Raw genomic sequence first — 19,352 nt, 5'->3', positions numbered from 1 at the left:
GACGATGAGGAGAGAGATAGATGAAGAAGAAACTAGGTATCACCGTATTAATCACTGCCTTGATTATCCCCAGTATGACCTGGGCATCCGAAGAAACAGCGGCACCGACAGATGTGCCAGCAACGGAGGAACAAGAAAATCCTGAAACTTCAGCACCAACCGACTCGGTGACAACGGAGTCAGAGGAAACAACTGTACCCGCAACCGCAGAAATATCAACAGCCAAGGACGAAAGGGCCACGGAAGAAAAAACAAGCATCGTGGCACCGACCTCTCCTGTCATAGCGGCAGAAACAAACACAGAAGTACCACGCCAAGCAGAGAAAACATCCCCACCAGAACCAAAAACAGAGAAGCAGGTAGAAGCACCTCCTACAAAAACCGTGGAAGATCCGGTGGTAACAATACCTGATCATAGCCTGCATAGCTTCATCACAGATGCCCTGGATTTGAAACGAGATACTCCGGTGACACAATCAATGATGGCATCTCTCACTACCTTGGATGTCAATGGTGTTGGTGATACTACTGGATTAGAGTATGCAGTTAATTTGCGTCAATTCATATCAACGGATAGCGGTTATAAAGGAGATAATTTGACACGTATCCTCCAGTTACATCACTTGGAGACCTTGGAATTAGGTCCTAGGGTTGCTCCACATTATCCTTCCTTTGCTTCCTTAACCGAATTACGGGAACTCACTATAAAGAACGCCTATAAAATGGCTGACTTGAATTTCTTAGCTGAGAATACAACACTAGAAAAGTTAGACTTAGGAGATAAATACTCGGATAACGGCGTGCTAACCGATATCTCGGCGTTACGTCATTTAACTCGATTAAAATCACTCTCGCTGTACCATACGAACCAACCATTAGATTACAGTCCTCTCTTGACATTGTCCCACTTAGAGTCCCTCCGCATCGAGAATCAAGGATTGCAAGATGCTAGCTTCTTAGCGCCGTTAGCTCATTTGACACACTTGGACCTCACGAATAATTGGTTTACGACGACCGATTCGATTAACGCTTTACCTGCGTTGCAAAATGTCATCTGGGATGGCAATTTTATTCCAGGACAACCGAATCAGTTTGCCGCCCAATTGCCGACCGAGACAACGGAATTAGCCATTGGTGAGCGCACGGTCTTACCGATGACATGGACTTACAATGGCGTGCCCTTGGAAACAGATAGCTACGGAGATTTGTTAGTAGACGATTATACCGTGGTGCCCTTCGCGAAACAAAGCAATACGGTGACAAGTAGTCCTGCGATTCTAACAAGTACGAAACCCACGCAGACGAGTATTCCGATTGAAGCGACAAAAGGCGGCATGACCACGTTGACGAGTGAAGTGATTCCTGGTTATCAAGTGCAGACCAAGGTTCACGTGTTGGACATTCCTAAACCGCCAACGTTAACGCCCGTTTCGGAGCTACAAGATACGCTGCACGGGAAAACAAGTCCACATTACCATGTCCAAGTGGCTATCGACGGGAAAACCTACCAAGTCGTGGCGGATGACACGGGGGCTTTTGATGTAACAATCGGCATGTTTCCTGTTGGGACGCCTTATGTCGTGACCATTAGTGACCCAACAGGCACAGAAGGCGTACCTGTTCATGCGGCGATTGTCGACGGTATTCCACCGCAATTAAACCCAGTGACAACCGGACTTCAAGCCATTAGCGGGCGTGTTATCGATGGTCGAACTCGTGTGCGCGTGCTCGTGAATGGCATTGTGCAACGCGAAGTCGATACCGATGCGCAAGGCTATTACACGGTACCTGCGCGGAAACTGGTGACGTCCTATGGGTTATCGAATCGTCCGATTCGTGGCGGCGATAAAATCCAAGTCGATTTTGGCCCAAATACCGTGGAACATCTGATTACCAGACAAATCGTGCAAGACGCCAGCCGACCAACCACACTCGATCCGGTACAAGCGCGTACGGACTACATCACGGGACAAACATTGCCGGGATCACAAACCTTGCGTCTGATAGTCAATGGGGTTCCGCAACGCGTGATTACGCCACAAAGCTCGGGTGCCGGACAAATTGAACCGGATGGCCATTTTAAAATTTATAGCCGCTTCAACCTGAATAGTAAGGGGCAATTAGCTCGCTTACAGACCGCGGATACGATCACGGTGGATAGCGGGGAACAGATTTATCGCGGTTCTTTTGTGGAAACGAACGTGGAGTAAGGAAGACTCAACACCACAACATGGCGAGCGCCTCCCATCGAAACCCTATAACGAATTCCTCAGCTCTCGTGTCAAAAAGCGCTTAAAAGGCTACATGAAAAGCCTTTTAAGCGCTTTTCTATCTAAAGAAGTACCGGGACCCGTAAAACTGCGGATATTGGCATTCGAGGCTCGCATAATAATGGGGAAGACTCGAATACGTACGCCATCCCAGATAAACCCACGGATGCAGGTACGAATGTGCGAGACAACATACTAGAAGTTAGTACTTCTTTCCAAGCGATTTTGCAAGAAGCCGAGAGCACGTCCAATGCGCTCCAAACCGATACGCTACCAACCATCCTAACGCAGCCATTGGAGAGCATGCCAGCTTGGGATTATTTAGAGAAGGAACCCAGCGTGTTACCAGACGAACGCTCCTATTATGAAATGGAGAGCGGGAAACCCCTACTGACGAACGAAAAATAGAGACGATGAGGAGAGAGATAGATAGATGAAGAAGAAACTAGGTATCACCGTATTAATTACTGCCTTGATTATCCCCAGTATGACTTGGGCATCCGAAGAAACAGCGGCACCGACAGATGTGGCAACAACGGAAGAACAAGAAAATCCTGAAACTTTAGCGCCAACCGATTCGGTGACAACGGAGTCAACTGAAACAACCGATTCAGAAGAAACAACAGCACCTGCAACCGCAGAAATCTCAACAGCCAAGGACGAAAGTGCCACAGAAGAAAAAACAAGCATCGAGGTCTCAACCTCTCCTGTAATAGTGGCAAAAACAAACACAGAAGTACCACGCCAAGCAGAGAAAACATCCCCACCAGAACCAAAAACAGAGAAGCAGGTAGAAGCACCTCCTACAAAAACCGTGGAAGATCCGGTGGTAACAATACCTGATAATAGCCTGCACAGTTACATCACAAATGCTCTGGGCCTGAAACGAGGTACCGCCGTGACACGATCAATGATGGCCACACTTACCACCCTAACAGTCACTAGCATTTATGATACCACTGGCTTAGAATATGCAGTCAATTTGCGTCAATTCAAATCAGCTTATGGTTTTAAAGGAGATAATTTGACACGTATCCTTCAGTTACATCACTTGGAGACCTTGGAATTAGGTCCTGGTCCTGGTCCTGGTCCTGGAGCTAACATGCCGTACCCTTCCTTTGCTTCCTTAACCGAGCTACGGGAACTCACTGTGAAAAATGATTCTAGAATGCCAGACTTGAACTTTCTAGCTGAGAATACAGCACTAGAAAAACTAGATTTAGGGGACAGATTTGAGGAAAATGATTCGCTAACCGATATCTCGGCGTTACGTCATTTAACTCGATTAAAATCACTCTCGCTGTACCATACGAACCAACCATTAGATTACAGCCCTATCTTGACATTGTCCAACTTAGAGTCCCTCCGCATCCAGAATCAAGGATTACAAGATGCCAGCTTCTTAGCACCGTTAGCTCATTTGACACACTTGGATCTCACGAATAATTGGTTTATGACGACCGATTCGATTAACGCTTTACCTGCGTTGCAGAATGTTATCTGGGATGGCAATTTTATTCCAGGGCAACCGAATCAGTATGCCGCCCAATTGCCGACCGAGACAACGGAATTAGCCATTGGTGAACGCACCATATTGCCGATGACATGGACTTACAATGGCGTGCCCTTGGAAACAGATAGCTACGGAGATTTGTTAGTAGACAAATATTTCAACGTACCCTTCGCGAAACAAAGGAATACGGTGACAAGTAGCCCTGCGATTCTAACAAGTACGAAACCCACGCAGACGAGTATTCCGATTGAAGCGACGAAAGGCGGGATGACCACGTTGACAAGTGAAGTGATTCCTGGTTATCAAGTGCAGACCAAGGTCCACGTGTTGGATATTCCTAAACCGCCAACGTTAACGCCCGTATCGGAGCTACAAGATACGTTGCACGGGAAAACGAGTCCACATTACCATGTCCAAGTCGCTATCGACGGGAAAACCTACCAAGTCGTGGCGGATGACACGGGGGCTTTTGATGTAACAATCGGCATGTATCCTGTTGGGACGCCATATGTGGTCACCATTAGTGATCCAACGGGCACAGAAGGCGTTCCTGTTCATGCGGCGATCGTCGACGGTATTCCACCGCAATTAAACCCAGTGACAACCGGACTTCAAGCCATTAGCGGGCGTGTTATCGACGGCCGAACTCGTGTACGTGTGCTCGTGAATGGCATTGTGCAACGCGAAGTCGATACCGATGCGCAAGGCTATTACACGGTACCTGCGCGGAAACTGGTGACGTCCTATGGGTTATCGAATCGTCCCATTCGTGGCGGCGATAAAATCCAAGTCGATTTTGGCCCAAACACCGCGGAACATCTGATCACCAGACAAATCGTGCAAGACGCCAGCCGACCAACCACACTCGATCCGGTACAAGCGCGTACGGACTACATCACGGGACAAACATTGCCAGGATCGCAAACCTTGCGTTTGATTGTCAACGGGGTTCCGCAACGCGTGATTACGCCACAAAGCTCGGGTGCCGGACAAATTGAACAGGATGGCCATTTTAAAATTTATAGCCGCTTCAACTTGAATAGTAAGGGGCAATTAGCTCGCTTACAGACGGCGGATACGATCACGGTGGATAGCGGGGAACAGATTTATCACGGTTCTTTTGCGGAAACGAACGTGGAGTAAGGAAGCCAACACTTTACCATACGAACGCTCTTATATATGAAACAGAAAATGGGAGACAACTACTCACGAACGGAAAATAGAAAAAGGGGGAGAGAAAAAGATGAAGAAGAAACTAGGTATTACCGTATTAATAACCGCCCTTATTATTCCCAGTATGACCTGGGCATCTGAAGAATCAACGGCACCAACAAAAGTGCCCGCAACGGAGGTACAAGAACATCCCGAAACTGTAACGCCAACCAACTCGGTGACAACGGATCCAACTGAAACAGCAACAGTCGAGGATAACAGTCTGGCGAAAGAAAAATCGACCGTTGTAACCCCTACTTCTCCTGCCACAGAAGCAGAAACAGGAGTTCCAACAGAAGTACCGGTAACGGAGAAACAAGAGCACCATGAAACTGTAGCTCCCACCGAAACACCTACCAACAACAAAAATGAGAATACAGCTGCTGAAGAAGTAGAAACCGTATCCGTAGCGCCAACTCCCACTGTTGAGGAACCGACAACCGCAATAGAAAAAATGCAAAAGCCTCTACAACCAGCAGTTGAATCCACGACAGAGAATCAGCCCAAAATAACACCGGCAACAACATCGGAAGACCCGGTCGTGGAAATACCTGACTTCGATTTAAGATGCATGATCTTGCTTAGCTTAGGCTTTGAAGACTTTGACATGCCTATAACCCAATCGATGATGGAATCCCTCACAGACCTTCAGACATCTGCCTACGATACCACTGGCTTAGAATACGCAGTCAATTTACGCCACCTCAAATTTACAACTTTTCTTTGGGGAGAGAACATTGATGATAATATGGCACGTATCCTCCATTTAAATACGTTAGAGTCCTTGGAATTCAATAATTTTCCAGAAAATTATTCACTTGCTCCTTTAACTCATTTACGAGAACTAACAGTAGATGATGTCACCTTTCTGTCAAATTTGAATTTTTTAGCTGAAAATAAAACACTTGAAAAACTGAATTTAGGAGGAGGTGGGTCTCCTGAGGATAAAACCCACCTTGAAGATATTTCAGCACTGCGAAAATTAACATCATTAACCTCCCTGTCGCTGTACCAGGGCAATCTTGATCCATTAGATTTAAGTCCTATCTTGGCTCTATCCAATCTAGAAACACTAAAACTTAATAGGCAAGACTTGCAAGATGTGAGTTTCTTAGCGCCTTTGTCTCATTTAAAGCACTTAGACCTCACTAATAATGCAATGACACAAACAGACTCTATCCGCGCGTTACCTAGTTTACAATCCGTCAATCTCACAAATAATCACCTTCAAAAAGCAGATATTACAGATATAGATGTAACTTGGGATGGCAATTTTATTCCTGGAAAACCGAACCAATATAAAGCAAGTTTACCAACAGAAACAACAGAGCTAGCTTCCATTGGCGATAGCACTACCTTACCCGTTACATGGACTTATAACGACGTGCCAGTGGAGGTAGAATGGGGACGTTTGAAAAATTCACCTTTTTCGGAGTACCCTTATCACGTAACAATTAGTCCCGCAATCCTAACAAGCAAGAATGTTAAAATCACTAGCATTCCTGTCACAGCGACTGCAGACGGCTTGACGACGGTGACAAGTGAACTCGTCCCCGGATACAAGGTGCAAACTAAAGTGCGCGTATTGGGTCTTCCTAAACCGCCGCGGTTAATGTTAGTATCTTCCATGCAAGACACTTTGCATGGAACTACCAGCCCTAACTATCGTGTTAAGGTGGTTATCGAAGGTGAAACATACCAAGCAGTCGCTGATGAAAAGGGTGTTTTTGCAGTGAAAATAGGTCTGCACCTCGCTGGAAGTTCATATGCAGTAACAGCTATAAGTACAACAGGAATAGAAAGTACTCCTGTCCATGCAACCATTCTTGACGGTGCTATTAAGCCACCACAAATAAACCCAGTGACCGTGGGAATTCAAGAGATTAGCGGACGCATATCGAATGGTCCAGCCCGCATACGGATTCTAGTGGATGGGGTTGTGCAGCGCGAAATCACCACTACTGCAGGTGGCTATTTTTCGGTACCTTCACGGAACATCTTGGATTCTTCAGGGAAATCAAGAGGGCCCCTCAAAGCATTTTATACTGTTCGAGTCGATTATGGTCCAGATACTCCAAAAAATCTTATCACGGAATGTGTCGTTGTATCTAACGAGCGTCCAACAACACTATACCTAACGCAAGCAAATGCTGACTATATAACCGGCCAAACGTTACCAGGTTCACAAACATTACGCCTAACAGTCAACGGAATAATGCAACGTGTGATTACTCCGAGAAGCACAAGTCCTGGACAGATAATGTCAGATGGCTATTTCAAAATTTATAGTAGGTTTAATCTGGATAGTGACGGCCAATTATCTCGGCTAAAGACAGGAGATACAATTACTGTAGATAGTGGAATTCAACTCTACGGGGCATCACATGTAGAAATAAAAGTACAGTAGTATAACAGAGGGGAAATCCTTGAATAAAAAACCGCCATCCAAATTTTCTAACTTGATTTGGATGGCGGTTTCTTTGATTTAAACAGATCTTTTAATCAGTTCCACGTACGCGCTAAAAATTCCTCGCTATCCGGATCAGATCCCGTGCGCTTATCCTCATTCAACGCATCAATTCTCTTCATATCCTCATCACTCAAATCAAAATCAAACACATCGAAATTGCTCTGAATCCGTTCAGGTGTCACTGATTTCGGGATAATCACCGAGCCATTATTTAGATGCCAGCGCAAGATCACTTGAGCCACAGTCAGCCCTTTAGCCTCTGCGATCGACGCCAAAACAGGATTATTCAACAGTTCCCCACCCTTAGCAAGCGGCGACCATGCCTCATGAACAATATCCTGACTCTCCAAATAAGTCCGCAACGGTTTTTGCGACAATAACGGATGCATTTCAATCTGATCAATCACCGGTTTCTCATTCGCCGTCGTGAATAAATTTTCCAAATGATGCTGGTGGAAATTACTCACTCCAATCGATTTTATAAGTCCCTCGTTGTAAAGCCGCTCCATCGCCCGCCATGAAGCCTTGTAATCACCCACAGGCCAATGAATCAAATACAAATCCAGATAATCCAGTTGCAATTTTTTCAAGGACGTCTCAAAAGCCCGCAGCGTCTCGTCGTACCCGTGATCCGCGTTCCAAAGCTTCGAAGTGATTGTCAAATCCTCACGCGGAATTCCGACCTCACGAATCGCCCGCCCGACAAAGTCCTCATTCTCATACACCTTAGCCGTATCAATCGCCCGATACCCAGCATCCACGGCCACCTGAATCGCCTCGACTGCCTGCTTCTCATCCTCCATCTTCCAAACCCCAAGCCCAACAAGCGGAATCCCCTGCCCATTATGAAACCTCTTTAAATCCGTAGCCTTCAACTCCATATTCAAAAACCTCCCAGATTATCATTCACCTCCAAGTATAGACCTCTGAATACAAGATTCCAACTATTTCACACGAAAAAAAGCCAAGTCTCAGCACTATTACCTTGAGACTTAGCTTATTAGAAAATTCCAAAGTTTTAGTTGAGGCCTTACTAGAAAAATGATTTATTTTTAGCGCCCCTCACAACATATTCGCCCTGCAACTAGAAGCTACAGCCTCATAATCATCTTGCAGAAATTGCTGAACCTTTTTTCGCTTCTCTCCAAATTCATTAGCAACCATTGCACCCGCGTGAGATTCAAAAGAATATCTTAATTTGTCATTCAAACGTTGCCCCTCATATCCTAATATCTCAAATCTATCCATGCCTTTATGTAACATCTGTTTAGCGTCCTCCGCTATTTTTTCCGCGTCTCGGTATAACTCTTGGTACAGTTTTGTACGTTGAAGTTGCTTCTCAAATTCTGTTTTCATCCCCGTTAAATTATCAGCTATTGCTTCACTACCCTCCACCAACGCTTTCTTAATATCTATGTCTAATTGCTGTATTTCTTTCTGAAAATCAATCATCCTGTTTCTCCCTTTCTAGGCTCAAGAACGCATCATTGCTGATAAGTCTGTCTTTAATATATGAGCTAGCTCTCCGTCATTTCTCTCAATAGAGTTCCCTGCATCTACAATACGTCTTCCAAAATCTTGCCACGCTACTTTTTCATGCTTCAATTGCTCTAACACATTTTCTAGCATATCCGTATTAAAAACCACTGGTACGCCATTCGACTTACTTTGAGCAACGTCATGAAGTGCATCTTCTATCTCATATTCTGTTAGTAAATTCAAATCCCCCGATAATCTACCTAAATATTTACTTTTCAGCTCTTGCATACGGAGTTCTTGCTCATTTCTAAAAGATATAAGAAACCGCTCCACATCGCTCAAGCAATCTGTTCCGAGTTGCTGAATAGATGTACCAAGCCTACGAATATCATCCGGTTTATATAGCATTTCGGCTGAGCCATTAGCACCAAAACATCCTTCAAACGTTCCTGCTAAATGCCCGCCAATTCCTGCTTTATCCAAAAGAGACGCTGATTGATTACGTTCCATGAAGTATGTAGGATAGAATAGTAGCGCATTAGGTGGTAGAGAACCAACCACATCATCCTGATGCCTTAAATCTTTAATAAGATTCCAGTAGTCACCTTTTTTCGCCTTTGCTTGCTCGGCATCCGTTAGTTTATTATATGCTCGTGCTGCCGCAAATGTTGTAGCGGGTTTTGTATGCTTTACAGCTTCATATTGTGCCAGAGCTCCACCCAGAGAGTGTCCTGTGAAACTGTAATCTTTTACATCATATTTTTTCAGCGTAGAATGAACAAAGCGATCGTAATCGTCAAATTGCCCTTCCGTCTTGGATGTTAACAGCCCAACACCAGCTTTCACATCTTTTAGCTTGGCTGGTTCCGTACCACGGCTTACAAAAACCATATTGTTGTAAGATTTTGTTTTGCCAGCGTTATAGTCCTGGTATTCCCTTAAAGTGACTACGCAAATAGCTTGTAGCCCACTGTCTCCATCTATTGAGTTAACTACCTTGTAGTAATCGCCCTCTCCTGTCCTGATTGTTTTCCCAATTTTTAAATAGTCGTTTTCATAAGCGATTTTAGACAGGTTAAAATAAGTTTCATCCGACAGCTTCATTTGATATTTCTCTCCTTCTTAATTTCACTCAGAGATTTACCCGCATCAGCCTTCAATAGTGAATCAAACTTATCTGATAACCCTAAAGATCCATCAAATTTTTCATTTGTAATAGAGGCACTGAAACTCAGCTCTTTATCACCGTTCGCATAACCATTAATAAAATAGCCCATTGGTGTTTTTTCAACATCAGTAAGAGTTACTTGGTCTATATCATTGAAATCATGTCTTAAAAGTAGTTCAATATCTTCTTTATTAGCTGTAATTAGTTCTTGTTCTTGTTTTGTTGGGCTCTTTGCCTCATCATTTTCTTTCATATCTCCGCAACCTCCCGTTATAACTGATACAAAGACTATCGCTATTACTATGCCTATAATTTTTCGCATTCCATTCACCCCATCGATTATAGTGACTCAGAACTTCCAAGGATTCATGTTATATTTCACTCCAAATCCCGTGACTATAACTAGAAGACCACTAGAATCACAACCACCATTCTTATTATTTATATATTTCATAAGCGTCCCGTTATCCCGCCTTTTAATACCATTTTATCACAGTTGGTCCGCCAATGTAAGTTTCTCTCGTTTCCATGCGAATAAATACCTTTAAACACCAAAATCAACTGAAATTTTTTTCATACGCCCACTCCTCAATATCATACTACCAGACCTAACTTGTTTCATTCACTTCCCTCTACTCAATAGAACAACAAAAAGCAGGAGAGCCAATAACTCCCCCACTTCCCTAAATCCGGTTTTCAAGTCTCCCCGCAAAACAGGGAGCGGGACGACAAATGCTTAATTTCTAGGCAAAAGCGAGTACCGAAGCGGAGCGTACGACTGTACGTGAGCATCGGAACGGAGCTTTTAACGACGAAAGTGAGCGTTTGTCGTCACGCGACTAGATAACTAGTTCCCATGGGCCCCACTGTTCAGCCCCAGGTACATCACCTTGCGTCCACCATTTTGCTTTATATGTGTGACCGTTATAAGTCACTTGATCATTTTGATTATAGACAGCTGTAGAACTCCACGTACCTGTTCCAACTGGCGGTGTTACTGTACCAGCTTTTGTTGTTACGGAAAGAGTCGCGCTTGTTGGCGAAACGTTGCCCGCTACGTCATACGCTTTTACAGTATACGAATAAGCCGTTGAAGCTGTTAGGCCTGTGTCTGTGTAAGTTGTTCCAGAAACAGTCGCCACTTCGGTACCATTGCGATACACTTTGTAACCTGCTACTCCTACATTATCCGTTGCGGCTGTCCAACTTAATGGAACCGCTACATCTGTCACGTTCGCTGCTACTGTTGCTAAATTCGTTGGAGCTGTTGGTGCTACTGTATCGCTAGGATCAGGAACAACCGCGCCTCCGCCAAAAATAACTTGTTTGCCAAGCTCTGTTCCAGCTTTAGACATGCGTTGTGTTAACGAGATATTCGCAATGTTATTCACGTTTACAGATGCTAGATTGGATTTCAATCGGAATGTATACGTGGCACCTTGCGGAATTTGTTGTGCATCGTAAACGGACGCCAAATCAATGGTTGTGTAACCATTGGCAGTCGCTACTGTACCAGCTTTATAATCCCCGGCCGTCAATGTTTCGCCAGCTTTTACAGGAATATAGAACTTCGGTAATTTCACGGTTTCTGCTGCAAATTCGGTTGCTTGCAGAACCTCATTTGTTTCGTTCGCTACTTCTTTGTTTTTGATCGTGATTTCATAGCCGACACCGTTTTCGCTATATGGCGCTACAGTGGCTTCTACGTTTAGGTTTGAATAGATGATTGTGTTTGCTGCAAGTGCTCCGGCGCCGAACAATCCTTCTTTAATGGCTTTTGTTAATTCGTCGCGTTTTGTTGACGTGGTTGGTTTATCTTGTGATTGCATCCACGAAATCATTCCGCCCAAATTGTTATCTTTCACGTATTGCGCTTTGGCAGTGACAGAACGAACATTGTCATACGTGTAGAATTCGCCAGTCGTTTTGCTGTATAGATATGGCGCTTTTGCCACGTCATCCCAGTATTCGACTAAAGTTGGCGATTTAGCTTTCAAAGCGTCGATGCTCTTATATGCCCAAACTCCGCCTGCACGACCACCGTCACCAGTTGCTAACGGTTTTTCGTTTGGCGCGCCGTATGTTGCACCTAAGTCTGCATCTTTGTTATTTTTTGTAGCTGCTTGGAAAAGTCCTGGTTGCGTAGTACTTGTACCCGCTTCCACTTTGTTCCAACCACGTGTATAGAATGCTGCGCCGACAACGATTTTTTCAGATGCTGCGCCTTGGCTCTTCAGATATTTCACGGTTTGGTCTACAGAGAAACCATCGCTATAATTAGGATCCGCTGGGTTACCGTAAAGCGCCGTATGATGCGCACTATTCGGAGTCCAAGCACCGTTCATATCGTACGTCATGATATTCGCAAAATCAACAACATTGAAAAGTTTCGCCACATCGACACCGTTTGCAAGCATGCCTTGAGACGCTGGTAGAGCTACAGATAGTTCATATTTTTTCTTCACATCTACGCCTTGCTTATCTAAAGCCGTGCGCAAGTCTTGAAGAAGCGTAATATAGTTTTGTTTATCCGCAGGTTTTGCATTTGGCGTACCTTCATCGTTCTTATTATCCACTAAGTCAGCGGCACGAACGGATGCAGGATATTCCCAATCTAAATCAACAAAATCCATATTTGTATATTTGATAAATTTCATAACATTACTTACAAAATTAGCACGAGCTGTGGCATTTTCTCCGATTGCAGAGAAGTCACCAGATTTCGACCAACCGCCGATAGAGATACCGATTTTCATATTCGGATTTTTAGCTCTCAACTCTTGTAAGGCATTTAAAATACCCGCATTTGCTCCGCCCCATTGAACTCCATCTTGCCCAACTGGTGCGCCAACTGCTGCATCTTTATCAGTGAATTTCAAGTTTCCGTTACTATCGAAATCAAGAAACGCAAAGTTTAGATGTGTCAATTGCTCTGCTGGTATATCTTTCGGATAAAACTGGCCTTCCCCGCCCCAAATGGACCAATCTCCATAATACATCACGTTTCTGTATTGCGATGTGGTTGCGGCTTTAGCTTTCACAGAAGAATTCCCTACACTACCTAGAACGGATGACGCAAATAACGAAACGACTAACAACAACACCGAGACTACACTTACAACCCTCTTTGTTACCTTTTTCATTTCTTCACCTCTTCATAATTTTTGCGTTCTGCTTACGGTATGCCTACGTTCTCTGCAATTTCTAAACCCAGAATTTCAAAAAGTCTTCCCGCTAGCTCCCCCTTTAATCGTGTACTAAATTCTGGACAACTGTATAATATGCAAGTATTGTGCCAAATAAGAAAGCGTTAACAAAGCGATTTTAGTGTAATTTTTGTTACACACACAACTTACACGGTATGGATTTTATTTACACAGGTTGGATTTATATTCTAATTATAGACTTCAAAAAGCATTTATTATTTCTTAAATTAGTTATTAGCTGGATTTTTATCAGGTTTTTAGTTATTTTTGTTTATAAAATCACAAGTTATATTTTCTATAATATGACTTATTTCAAAAGTCACACACTCTAGGCAAAATTAATATAATGGATAGATCTTACTTTTAATATACCAACATTAGGCATGACAAATCGAAGCTTCCATCCTGTCACTAGATAGAAGCTCCTTTATTTAGCATTTTACGCAAAATTTATTTTTTATATACTTGTTTCCTATGACCAACTTCCAAGGCAAGTACAATTAGTTCGTTACCATCAATTTTACAAATAACGCGGTAATCGCCAATACGATATCTCCACTGCCCGGCATGATTTCCCAATAAGGGCTTTCCACTTACTCGTGGATTATCTCCGCCGTCAATATGTTTTGATAGCCATTTCAGAATGTTACGGCTGACTTGTTTGTCTAACTTGGATAACTGTTTTTCGAAGTAATGTGTTGTTCTGACTTGATAGCTCATTCATTGTCATCCAATCCGTATTCTGACATGAGATCTGATAAAGGGCGCGATTTAGGCTGTTTTAAATATTCTTCGTATGCATAATCAGCAACACGAGCATCATATTCATCTTCCAACGATTCAAGTGTCGTAGTTTTTAGTAAGTCAGATAGGCTTTTCCCTTCAAATTTCGCCATTTCATCCAGAAACTTTTTTTCCACATCTGAAACGCGAACGGTTATTGTAGCCATTATTAATCCCTCCTCACTCTATTATCTATGTATATATCATACCATGAACACAAATGTGTTGCAACACATTTGTGTTCATGGTATAGAAGCTCTTGTAGGGGTAGAGAGAGCAAAGTGCAGATTTACAACGCTAAGGAATTTTAAAAAGCCAAGCAAACCTTTAGATAGCAATTGGTTTACTTGGCTTCTCAATTTAAATATCTAGCGGTTTTAATGATTGAAATAGTTTCTCATCGGTGGCAGGAAAATGATATTCGCCTAAAAAATTAATATGTTCCCACCCTAAAGGGGAGATATGCTTTTCCAACTTTTCCTTTCCCAAAAAAGCGAATCTTACTTTCTTATATATCTAAATATAAAGGAAGGGCTATACCTGTCTATCTAGTGATTTCTCTGCTTCTAAAACCTCAGGTAGATTATAAAATAAATATGCCTCCCTTTCCCATTCATCCCAATCTAATAAAATCCAACCTTTTCCGTCAACCATTTTCCCCGTTTTAATGAGTTTTCTACGCAAGCCGCATAGGTATTCCCTCGTACAACCGATATACTTCGCCATCTCTTGGTGCGTTAGTATGGGTGGTAGTTGGCAAGTATTGTCCTGCACCATGCCTACTTCCGCGCCGGCCTGATAAACAAACATGGAGAAGCGTCGTCCCACGGGTTCTAAAAATAAATCCATCCGCCTGGCAAGGCACATCATCGTTTTTTTCTGTAAAATTTCTCGTTTCTCGCGCGCTTCTCTGATGCTTCCATCCTCTACAAGAATGAGTTGAACGTTCGATCTAGCCTCATAATGAAAGATATCGTTAGCAAATGTCATATCCGTCGTAATAAAATCGCCTGTATTCACAAAATGAATAAGCTGTCTACTTAATTTACAAATGAGATACCCTGATATGACGATATAATCCCCACGCTCCCTCAAAATATCTCCTTTTTTCAATGCAATGATTCTATGTTTTTCCAATGCATAATCCCCCTTTCATTTTATTCGTTTTCTGCGACCTCTTTAGATAATGACATCATGTACAGAACCGCCATCATCACGCTGACAATGCTCCCAGATACTAGTAATGTATCGACAGGGCTTGTGCATAGGGCATACAAAAACGGAAAGACAACCATTAATTTGATTTTAAAATTGCCACTCGTCAATCGTATAATCGCAAATGCCGTCACGATGAACAGAGCGATTAAAAAAATCACGCCAAGTATGCCCGTTTCGCCAATAATCATGGCCCAATAAGAATCCGTGATAAAGGCTGGATTGATGCTCGATAGACCCCATACACGCGATATCTGATATTCCCAGTAAAGCGGGGAATAATGGAGACGAGAAGCGTTAGAGCCAAACATGCCAAGACCCGCGCCAAATGGCATGTGTTTGTCCGCAATCTCCACAGATGTACGTAGTAACACACCGCGCGCTTCGGTATTTCCTGCTCCGAATTGGGCTGCGATTCGATCCCAGCTAAACCAAACGAGAAAGCCCCCGAGCAAGACATAGATATAAGCCGGCAAACGTTTGATATATGGGAAAAGCAATAATAGTAAAAACAGGCAGACATAAATACCAATCGCCGTGCTTCTTCCAGCTGTAAATACTAAAAATAAGTTCAATAGAAGATACAGATATGGCAATCGTGTTTTTTGAATCAGGGAGAAAAATACCATCAATACGGTAAATAAAATCACGACCATGCTAAACGGTGCCGGATGACCGAAGCCGTAAGCGTACGTGGACATTCCGAAACGAATATCAAAACCAGTCATGATTGGGAAAACAAGATTCAGCAAATAGATTCCCGAACAAAGGAGGCTAAAACTCCAAGCAATCCGTTTCATCCAGGGTATCGTCGATTGAAAGCGCGTGTTTTTCAATAAAATTCGCCCACAATAAAAGAGTAATAAAAATTTCGTCATGCTGAAAAACGTGTAGACTTGCATCAAAATCGTATTATGCGCGTCGTTAAATACGTTCGGGATGAAAGCAATCAGGCAAAATCCGCTACATAATAAAAGCGTGGCGATTGCCCAACCATCCAGTGTTTTGACTTGTCCTTTTTCAAGAAATAGCAGTTTGATGAAGGCCGCCACCATGAAGCCAAAAACGATAACTTCTGTGACATACCCGAGTACCGGATTGATGGTCTCCAACAAACTGGAAAATATCGCGAATAAAAAGAGAATCATAAACAACATCATGTGGGATTCACCACGTCCTTTCTACTTATTTAGCTAACTCTGCCGCGCTTCGTCGCATTGCTAATTTTTTACGGAGAAGCATGCTTTGACAAACGAGTAGACTGATGGCAAATGCGCCTTGGATCCACCAATTTGGGAGGCTACACACAGATACGTAAACGCTTTGTGCGACTAGAAGCAGGAAACTAATCCAAAACAGACTTTTGAATTCGATTTGTTGGAAGAAATGGGTTTGTTTCATGCGAAGTAACCAGGTGATGAGGAAACCGATGAGCGTCGCGATCGAAGCGCCGATAATGCCGATGAATGGGATGAGCAGAAAGGATAAGCTGATGTTGACGATGCCTCCTTTTAGCGTAGTTAGGACTAATTGTTTCGTCTTTTTCTCGGCCATGTAGGAAACTTCTAGGAAACTGGAGAAGCTCGATAATGTCACGGCGATGAGCAGAAACGGGACAAATTGCCACACATTTTGGTACGCATTTGAAAATAAAACGCCTGCCATCGGTTGTACAATCAGTAAGATAACGCCCGTCGTGATGAAAAATAAACTTGAAAAAATCGTGAACACGCCGGCGAAAAAGCCATCATTGCTTTTAATTTTGTCCCCAATGGCCGTGATGCTCCACGCTTGGAAAAACACGGTATTGAGCATCGATAATAAGCTAGGGATTTTAGCAGCCACCGTGTAAAGACCGTTTGCTGCGACGCCGAGGAAAAAAGTTAAGATGTAACGATCGGAGACCTGCATCACCCACCACAAAATCGCGTTAGGAATCAGCGGAAGGGAGTAGAATAGCATCTTTTTGAGCAAGGCTTTGTTGATGGCTCGGAAAGAAAAGAGGCGATACAGCTTGGCTCCGAAGAATAGGCAGATCGTGTTGAAGCCGAACGCGAGTAGGTTGGCGTACAAATAGCCAGCGACGCCGAGGTCAAGATACTTCAGGAAGACAACGTTCGCCAGGAGCAGTAAGACCGACATCAGCAAACCGGAGACGGAATACAGCATCAATTTTCCATTCGCGCGGACTTGTTGTTGAAATAAGGTGTTCCATAGCTGGACAATCAGTAAAAGGAGGAAAAGCCAGTAGTAATTCTGGATGAGTGGGATGTTTTTCAAAAGTGGTGTTAGGAGGATGAGGATGAGTCCGGCGACGAGAAGAATCGCACAACCGGAGCTGAATACTTGTTTTGTACTCGCTTTTTCCATCGTGTAGCGGAAAACCCCGTCCGCGATGCTCAGTGTGACAATCGGGATGAGAATCGAGACGGTCATCATGATCACATCGGCTTGCCCGTACTCTGCTGGTGATAAGTAAAATGTATAAAACGGGACTAGAAGAAAAATCATGAACTTACTTCCCATACTACCCAGCCCAATGATGAATGTATTCCAACCTAATTTCTTATAACGTTGCATAGACAAGCCATTCCTTTTCCATACGTAGATTTTTAGTTATTGCCGTAATAGTAAGCCTTCATTTTCATATTTGTGTTGTTGAAAATCGTGCCAATCACTTTTGTACCGGCGACTTCGAGTTTTTGCAATGCTTTTTTGGCGTTTTCTTGCTTCGTGTAGTTATTTCGTATAATCAAAATCGTTCCGTCCACCCAAGCGGCAATGGTTTGCGCGTCGGCAACAGCCATGACCGGCGGCGTATCAATGATAATTCGGTCATATTCCGTGTAAAGTTCTTCGTAGAGCTTCTGCATCTTCGCGGAATTGAGGAGCGCTGCGGGGTCGGCTGGTGTAATGCCGACTGGGAGCACCGATAAATGTGGTACTTCCGAGGCTACAATCGCTTCTTCTTTGCCAACAACACCTTGTAAAAATCCTGTCAAACCGTAGGAAGAATAGCACTCTGGGAAAATTTTATGCGCGGTTGGTTTTCGCAAATCGAGGTCAATAAGTAATGTTTTTTTGCCTAGCGCGGCGTAAGTCACGGCCAAATTACTCGATATTAATGATTTTCCAGAGTCAGGATCGGGAGACGTTATCATAATCGCCTTGTAGTCTTGATCGATGCCCGCAAAATCAATGTTGGCGCGGATATAACGGAATGATTCTGCATACGCTGACTGGGATTCATATTTCGTTACTAGTTTATCTTTGCCGGATGATTTATCTCGAAATTGTTTACTTCTCATCGCTTTCACCGGTTCCTTTCTCGTTATCTGGTCTACAATCTGGTAATTTACCCACCGCACCAAGCATTGGTACACCTAACATGTCAAGGTCTTTATCCTCTTTAAAACGATTGCTCAGTAGGTTGCGCATGAAGGCAATAACCACACCGAGTAATGCCCCACCAAACAGTCCAACAAGCGCTATTAAGAACGGTTTTGGGCTAATCGCTGTCGTGTCTGAGGCTGGTTTTGCTTCGGCTAAAATATTGATATTATCTACTTTCATGACTTTTGGCGTCACTTTTTGAAAGGCTTTTGCTGTTTCATTCGCTATTTCTGCCGCCACTTCTGGATCTTTATCCGTGACAGTTATATTCATGACTTGGGAATCTTGCTCGGTTGTTACGGTTATTTTATTGCCTAATTCCGTGAGCGTGTAGGCGTCATCCATATTTTTTTCGACTTCGTTAAGGACACGCGGGCTTTTGATAAGCACACGATACGTATTCACAAGCTGTAGATTCGCCTGCACTTCCGCATTCTGCGAAACCGCATTTTCATTCTGATCCGTTTGCGCCACTAAAACTTGGCTATTCATGGAATACACGGGCGTTAAAAAGAAATAAATGATAAGTACTGCCGTCAAAAGCCCTCCAATCGCAAAAGACACAATCCATAACCAGCTTTTCTTCAAAATCGCAAACATATCTTTCATACTAAATAAGGTATCCATCTGCTCTCTCCTCACC

Annotated in this window: 16 protein-coding genes; 4 read left to right on the top strand and 12 right to left on the bottom strand. The window is 43.5% G+C overall.

The features are described 5' to 3' along the window. Nucleotides 1-20: 20 nt before the first annotated feature. The 4 genes from HPK16_RS03775 to HPK16_RS03760 all read left to right on the top strand — a co-directional run bounded on the left by HPK16_RS03775 (nt 21) and on the right by HPK16_RS03760 (nt 7,402). On the top strand, nt 21-2,210 hold the full coding sequence (locus HPK16_RS03775; RefSeq protein WP_181675685.1) for a leucine-rich repeat domain-containing protein: 2,190 nt from the start codon (nt 21-23) through the stop codon (nt 2,208-2,210). 240 nt (nt 2,211-2,450) lie between these two features. Next, nucleotides 2,451-2,678 carry a hypothetical protein gene (locus HPK16_RS03770; RefSeq protein WP_181675684.1) on the top strand — a complete coding sequence of 76 codons (228 nt, stop codon included), beginning with the start codon at nt 2,451-2,453 and terminating at the stop codon, nt 2,676-2,678. A 25-nt stretch (nt 2,679-2,703) separates the two neighbouring features. Beyond that, entirely contained in the window at nt 2,704-4,926 is a 2,223-nt protein-coding gene (locus HPK16_RS03765; RefSeq protein ID WP_181675683.1) for a leucine-rich repeat domain-containing protein, read from the top strand. A gap of 100 nt (nt 4,927-5,026) precedes the next feature. Further along, on the top strand, nt 5,027-7,402 hold the full coding sequence (locus tag HPK16_RS03760) for a leucine-rich repeat domain-containing protein (protein ID WP_181675682.1): 2,376 nt from the start codon (nt 5,027-5,029) through the stop codon (nt 7,400-7,402). Between the two features lie 95 nt (nt 7,403-7,497). On the opposite strand, the gene HPK16_RS03755 is transcribed toward HPK16_RS03760, so the two are convergent. The 12 genes from HPK16_RS03755 to HPK16_RS03700 all read right to left on the bottom strand — a co-directional run bounded on the left by HPK16_RS03755 (nt 7,498) and on the right by HPK16_RS03700 (nt 19,336). Continuing rightward, the gene (locus HPK16_RS03755) at nt 7,498-8,346 is read right to left on the bottom strand and encodes an aldo/keto reductase (RefSeq protein WP_181675681.1); all 849 of its coding nucleotides are present in this window, start codon (nt 8,344-8,346) and stop codon (nt 7,498-7,500) included. A 181-nt stretch (nt 8,347-8,527) separates the two neighbouring features. Continuing rightward, entirely contained in the window at nt 8,528-8,917 is a 390-nt protein-coding gene (locus HPK16_RS03750; protein WP_181675680.1) for a hypothetical protein, read from the bottom strand. 21 nt (nt 8,918-8,938) lie between these two features. After that, the gene (locus HPK16_RS03745) at nt 8,939-10,048 is read right to left on the bottom strand and encodes a Tle-like phospholipase domain-containing protein (protein ID WP_181675679.1); all 1,110 of its coding nucleotides are present in this window, start codon (nt 10,046-10,048) and stop codon (nt 8,939-8,941) included. Next, complete coding sequence (locus HPK16_RS03740; protein ID WP_181675678.1) at nt 10,045-10,365, bottom strand: DUF1433 domain-containing protein; 321 nt, start codon at nt 10,363-10,365, stop codon at nt 10,045-10,047. Before HPK16_RS03740 ends, HPK16_RS03745 begins: the two co-directional genes overlap by 4 nt. A 586-nt stretch (nt 10,366-10,951) precedes the next feature. After that, nucleotides 10,952-13,255 carry a glycosyl hydrolase family 18 protein gene (locus HPK16_RS03735; RefSeq protein ID WP_181675677.1) on the bottom strand — a complete coding sequence of 768 codons (2,304 nt, stop codon included), beginning with the start codon at nt 13,253-13,255 and terminating at the stop codon, nt 10,952-10,954. A gap of 513 nt (nt 13,256-13,768) precedes the next feature. Beyond that, nucleotides 13,769-14,038: a type II toxin-antitoxin system RelE family toxin gene (locus HPK16_RS03730; RefSeq protein WP_181675676.1), complete on the bottom strand. Its 270-nt coding sequence runs from the start codon at nt 14,036-14,038 to the stop codon at nt 13,769-13,771. Then, the gene (gene relB, locus HPK16_RS03725) at nt 14,035-14,268 is read right to left on the bottom strand and encodes a type II toxin-antitoxin system RelB family antitoxin (RefSeq protein ID WP_181675675.1); all 234 of its coding nucleotides are present in this window, start codon (nt 14,266-14,268) and stop codon (nt 14,035-14,037) included. The genes HPK16_RS03730 and relB overlap by 4 nt, the downstream gene beginning before the upstream one ends. Before the next feature lie 367 nt (nt 14,269-14,635). Continuing rightward, a complete protein-coding gene (locus HPK16_RS03720) occupies nt 14,636-15,238 on the bottom strand; it encodes a Crp/Fnr family transcriptional regulator (protein ID WP_181675674.1) in 603 nt (200 codons plus the stop codon). Between the two features lie 20 nt (nt 15,239-15,258). Further along, entirely contained in the window at nt 15,259-16,476 is a 1,218-nt protein-coding gene (locus HPK16_RS03715; protein WP_181675673.1) for a hypothetical protein, read from the bottom strand. Nucleotides 16,477-16,501: 25 nt separating this feature from the next. Further along, nucleotides 16,502-17,896: an oligosaccharide flippase family protein gene (locus tag HPK16_RS03710; RefSeq protein ID WP_181675672.1), complete on the bottom strand. Its 1,395-nt coding sequence runs from the start codon at nt 17,894-17,896 to the stop codon at nt 16,502-16,504. Between the two features lie 32 nt (nt 17,897-17,928). Then, nucleotides 17,929-18,684 carry a CpsD/CapB family tyrosine-protein kinase gene (locus HPK16_RS03705; protein ID WP_343064798.1) on the bottom strand — a complete coding sequence of 252 codons (756 nt, stop codon included), beginning with the start codon at nt 18,682-18,684 and terminating at the stop codon, nt 17,929-17,931. Continuing rightward, entirely contained in the window at nt 18,614-19,336 is a 723-nt protein-coding gene (locus tag HPK16_RS03700) for a YveK family protein (protein ID WP_181675670.1), read from the bottom strand. The genes HPK16_RS03705 and HPK16_RS03700 overlap by 71 nt, the downstream gene beginning before the upstream one ends. Nucleotides 19,337-19,352: the final 16 nt, after the last annotated feature.

The sequence above is a fragment of the Paenilisteria rustica genome, assembly GCF_013820765.1.
In the GTDB taxonomy this organism is placed as follows: Bacteria; Bacillota; Bacilli; order Lactobacillales; family Listeriaceae; genus Listeria_A; species Listeria_A rustica.
This window is presented reverse-complemented; position numbering and strand designations above follow the sequence as displayed.

Coding starts and splice junctions, on each gene's coding strand:
- HPK16_RS03710 (WP_181675672.1), bottom strand. CDS start 17,896: ATGCAACGTTATAAGAAATTAGGTTGGAATACATTCATCATTGGGCTG.
- HPK16_RS03715 (WP_181675673.1), bottom strand. CDS start 16,476: ATGATGTTGTTTATGATTCTCTTTTTATTCGCGATATTTTCCAGTTTG.
- HPK16_RS03740 (WP_181675678.1), bottom strand. CDS start 10,365: ATGAAAGAAAATGATGAGGCAAAGAGCCCAACAAAACAAGAACAAGAA.
- HPK16_RS03765 (WP_181675683.1), top strand. CDS start 2,704: ATGAAGAAGAAACTAGGTATCACCGTATTAATTACTGCCTTGATTATC.
- relB (WP_181675675.1), bottom strand. CDS start 14,268: ATGGCTACAATAACCGTTCGCGTTTCAGATGTGGAAAAAAAGTTTCTG.
- HPK16_RS03760 (WP_181675682.1), top strand. CDS start 5,027: ATGAAGAAGAAACTAGGTATTACCGTATTAATAACCGCCCTTATTATT.
- HPK16_RS03755 (WP_181675681.1), bottom strand. CDS start 8,346: ATGGAGTTGAAGGCTACGGATTTAAAGAGGTTTCATAATGGGCAGGGG.
- HPK16_RS03745 (WP_181675679.1), bottom strand. CDS start 10,048: ATGAAGCTGTCGGATGAAACTTATTTTAACCTGTCTAAAATCGCTTAT.
- HPK16_RS03775 (WP_181675685.1), top strand. CDS start 21: ATGAAGAAGAAACTAGGTATCACCGTATTAATCACTGCCTTGATTATC.
- HPK16_RS03700 (WP_181675670.1), bottom strand. CDS start 19,336: ATGGATACCTTATTTAGTATGAAAGATATGTTTGCGATTTTGAAGAAA.
- HPK16_RS03735 (WP_181675677.1), bottom strand. CDS start 13,255: ATGAAAAAGGTAACAAAGAGGGTTGTAAGTGTAGTCTCGGTGTTGTTG.
- HPK16_RS03730 (WP_181675676.1), bottom strand. CDS start 14,038: ATGAGCTATCAAGTCAGAACAACACATTACTTCGAAAAACAGTTATCC.
- HPK16_RS03750 (WP_181675680.1), bottom strand. CDS start 8,917: ATGATTGATTTTCAGAAAGAAATACAGCAATTAGACATAGATATTAAG.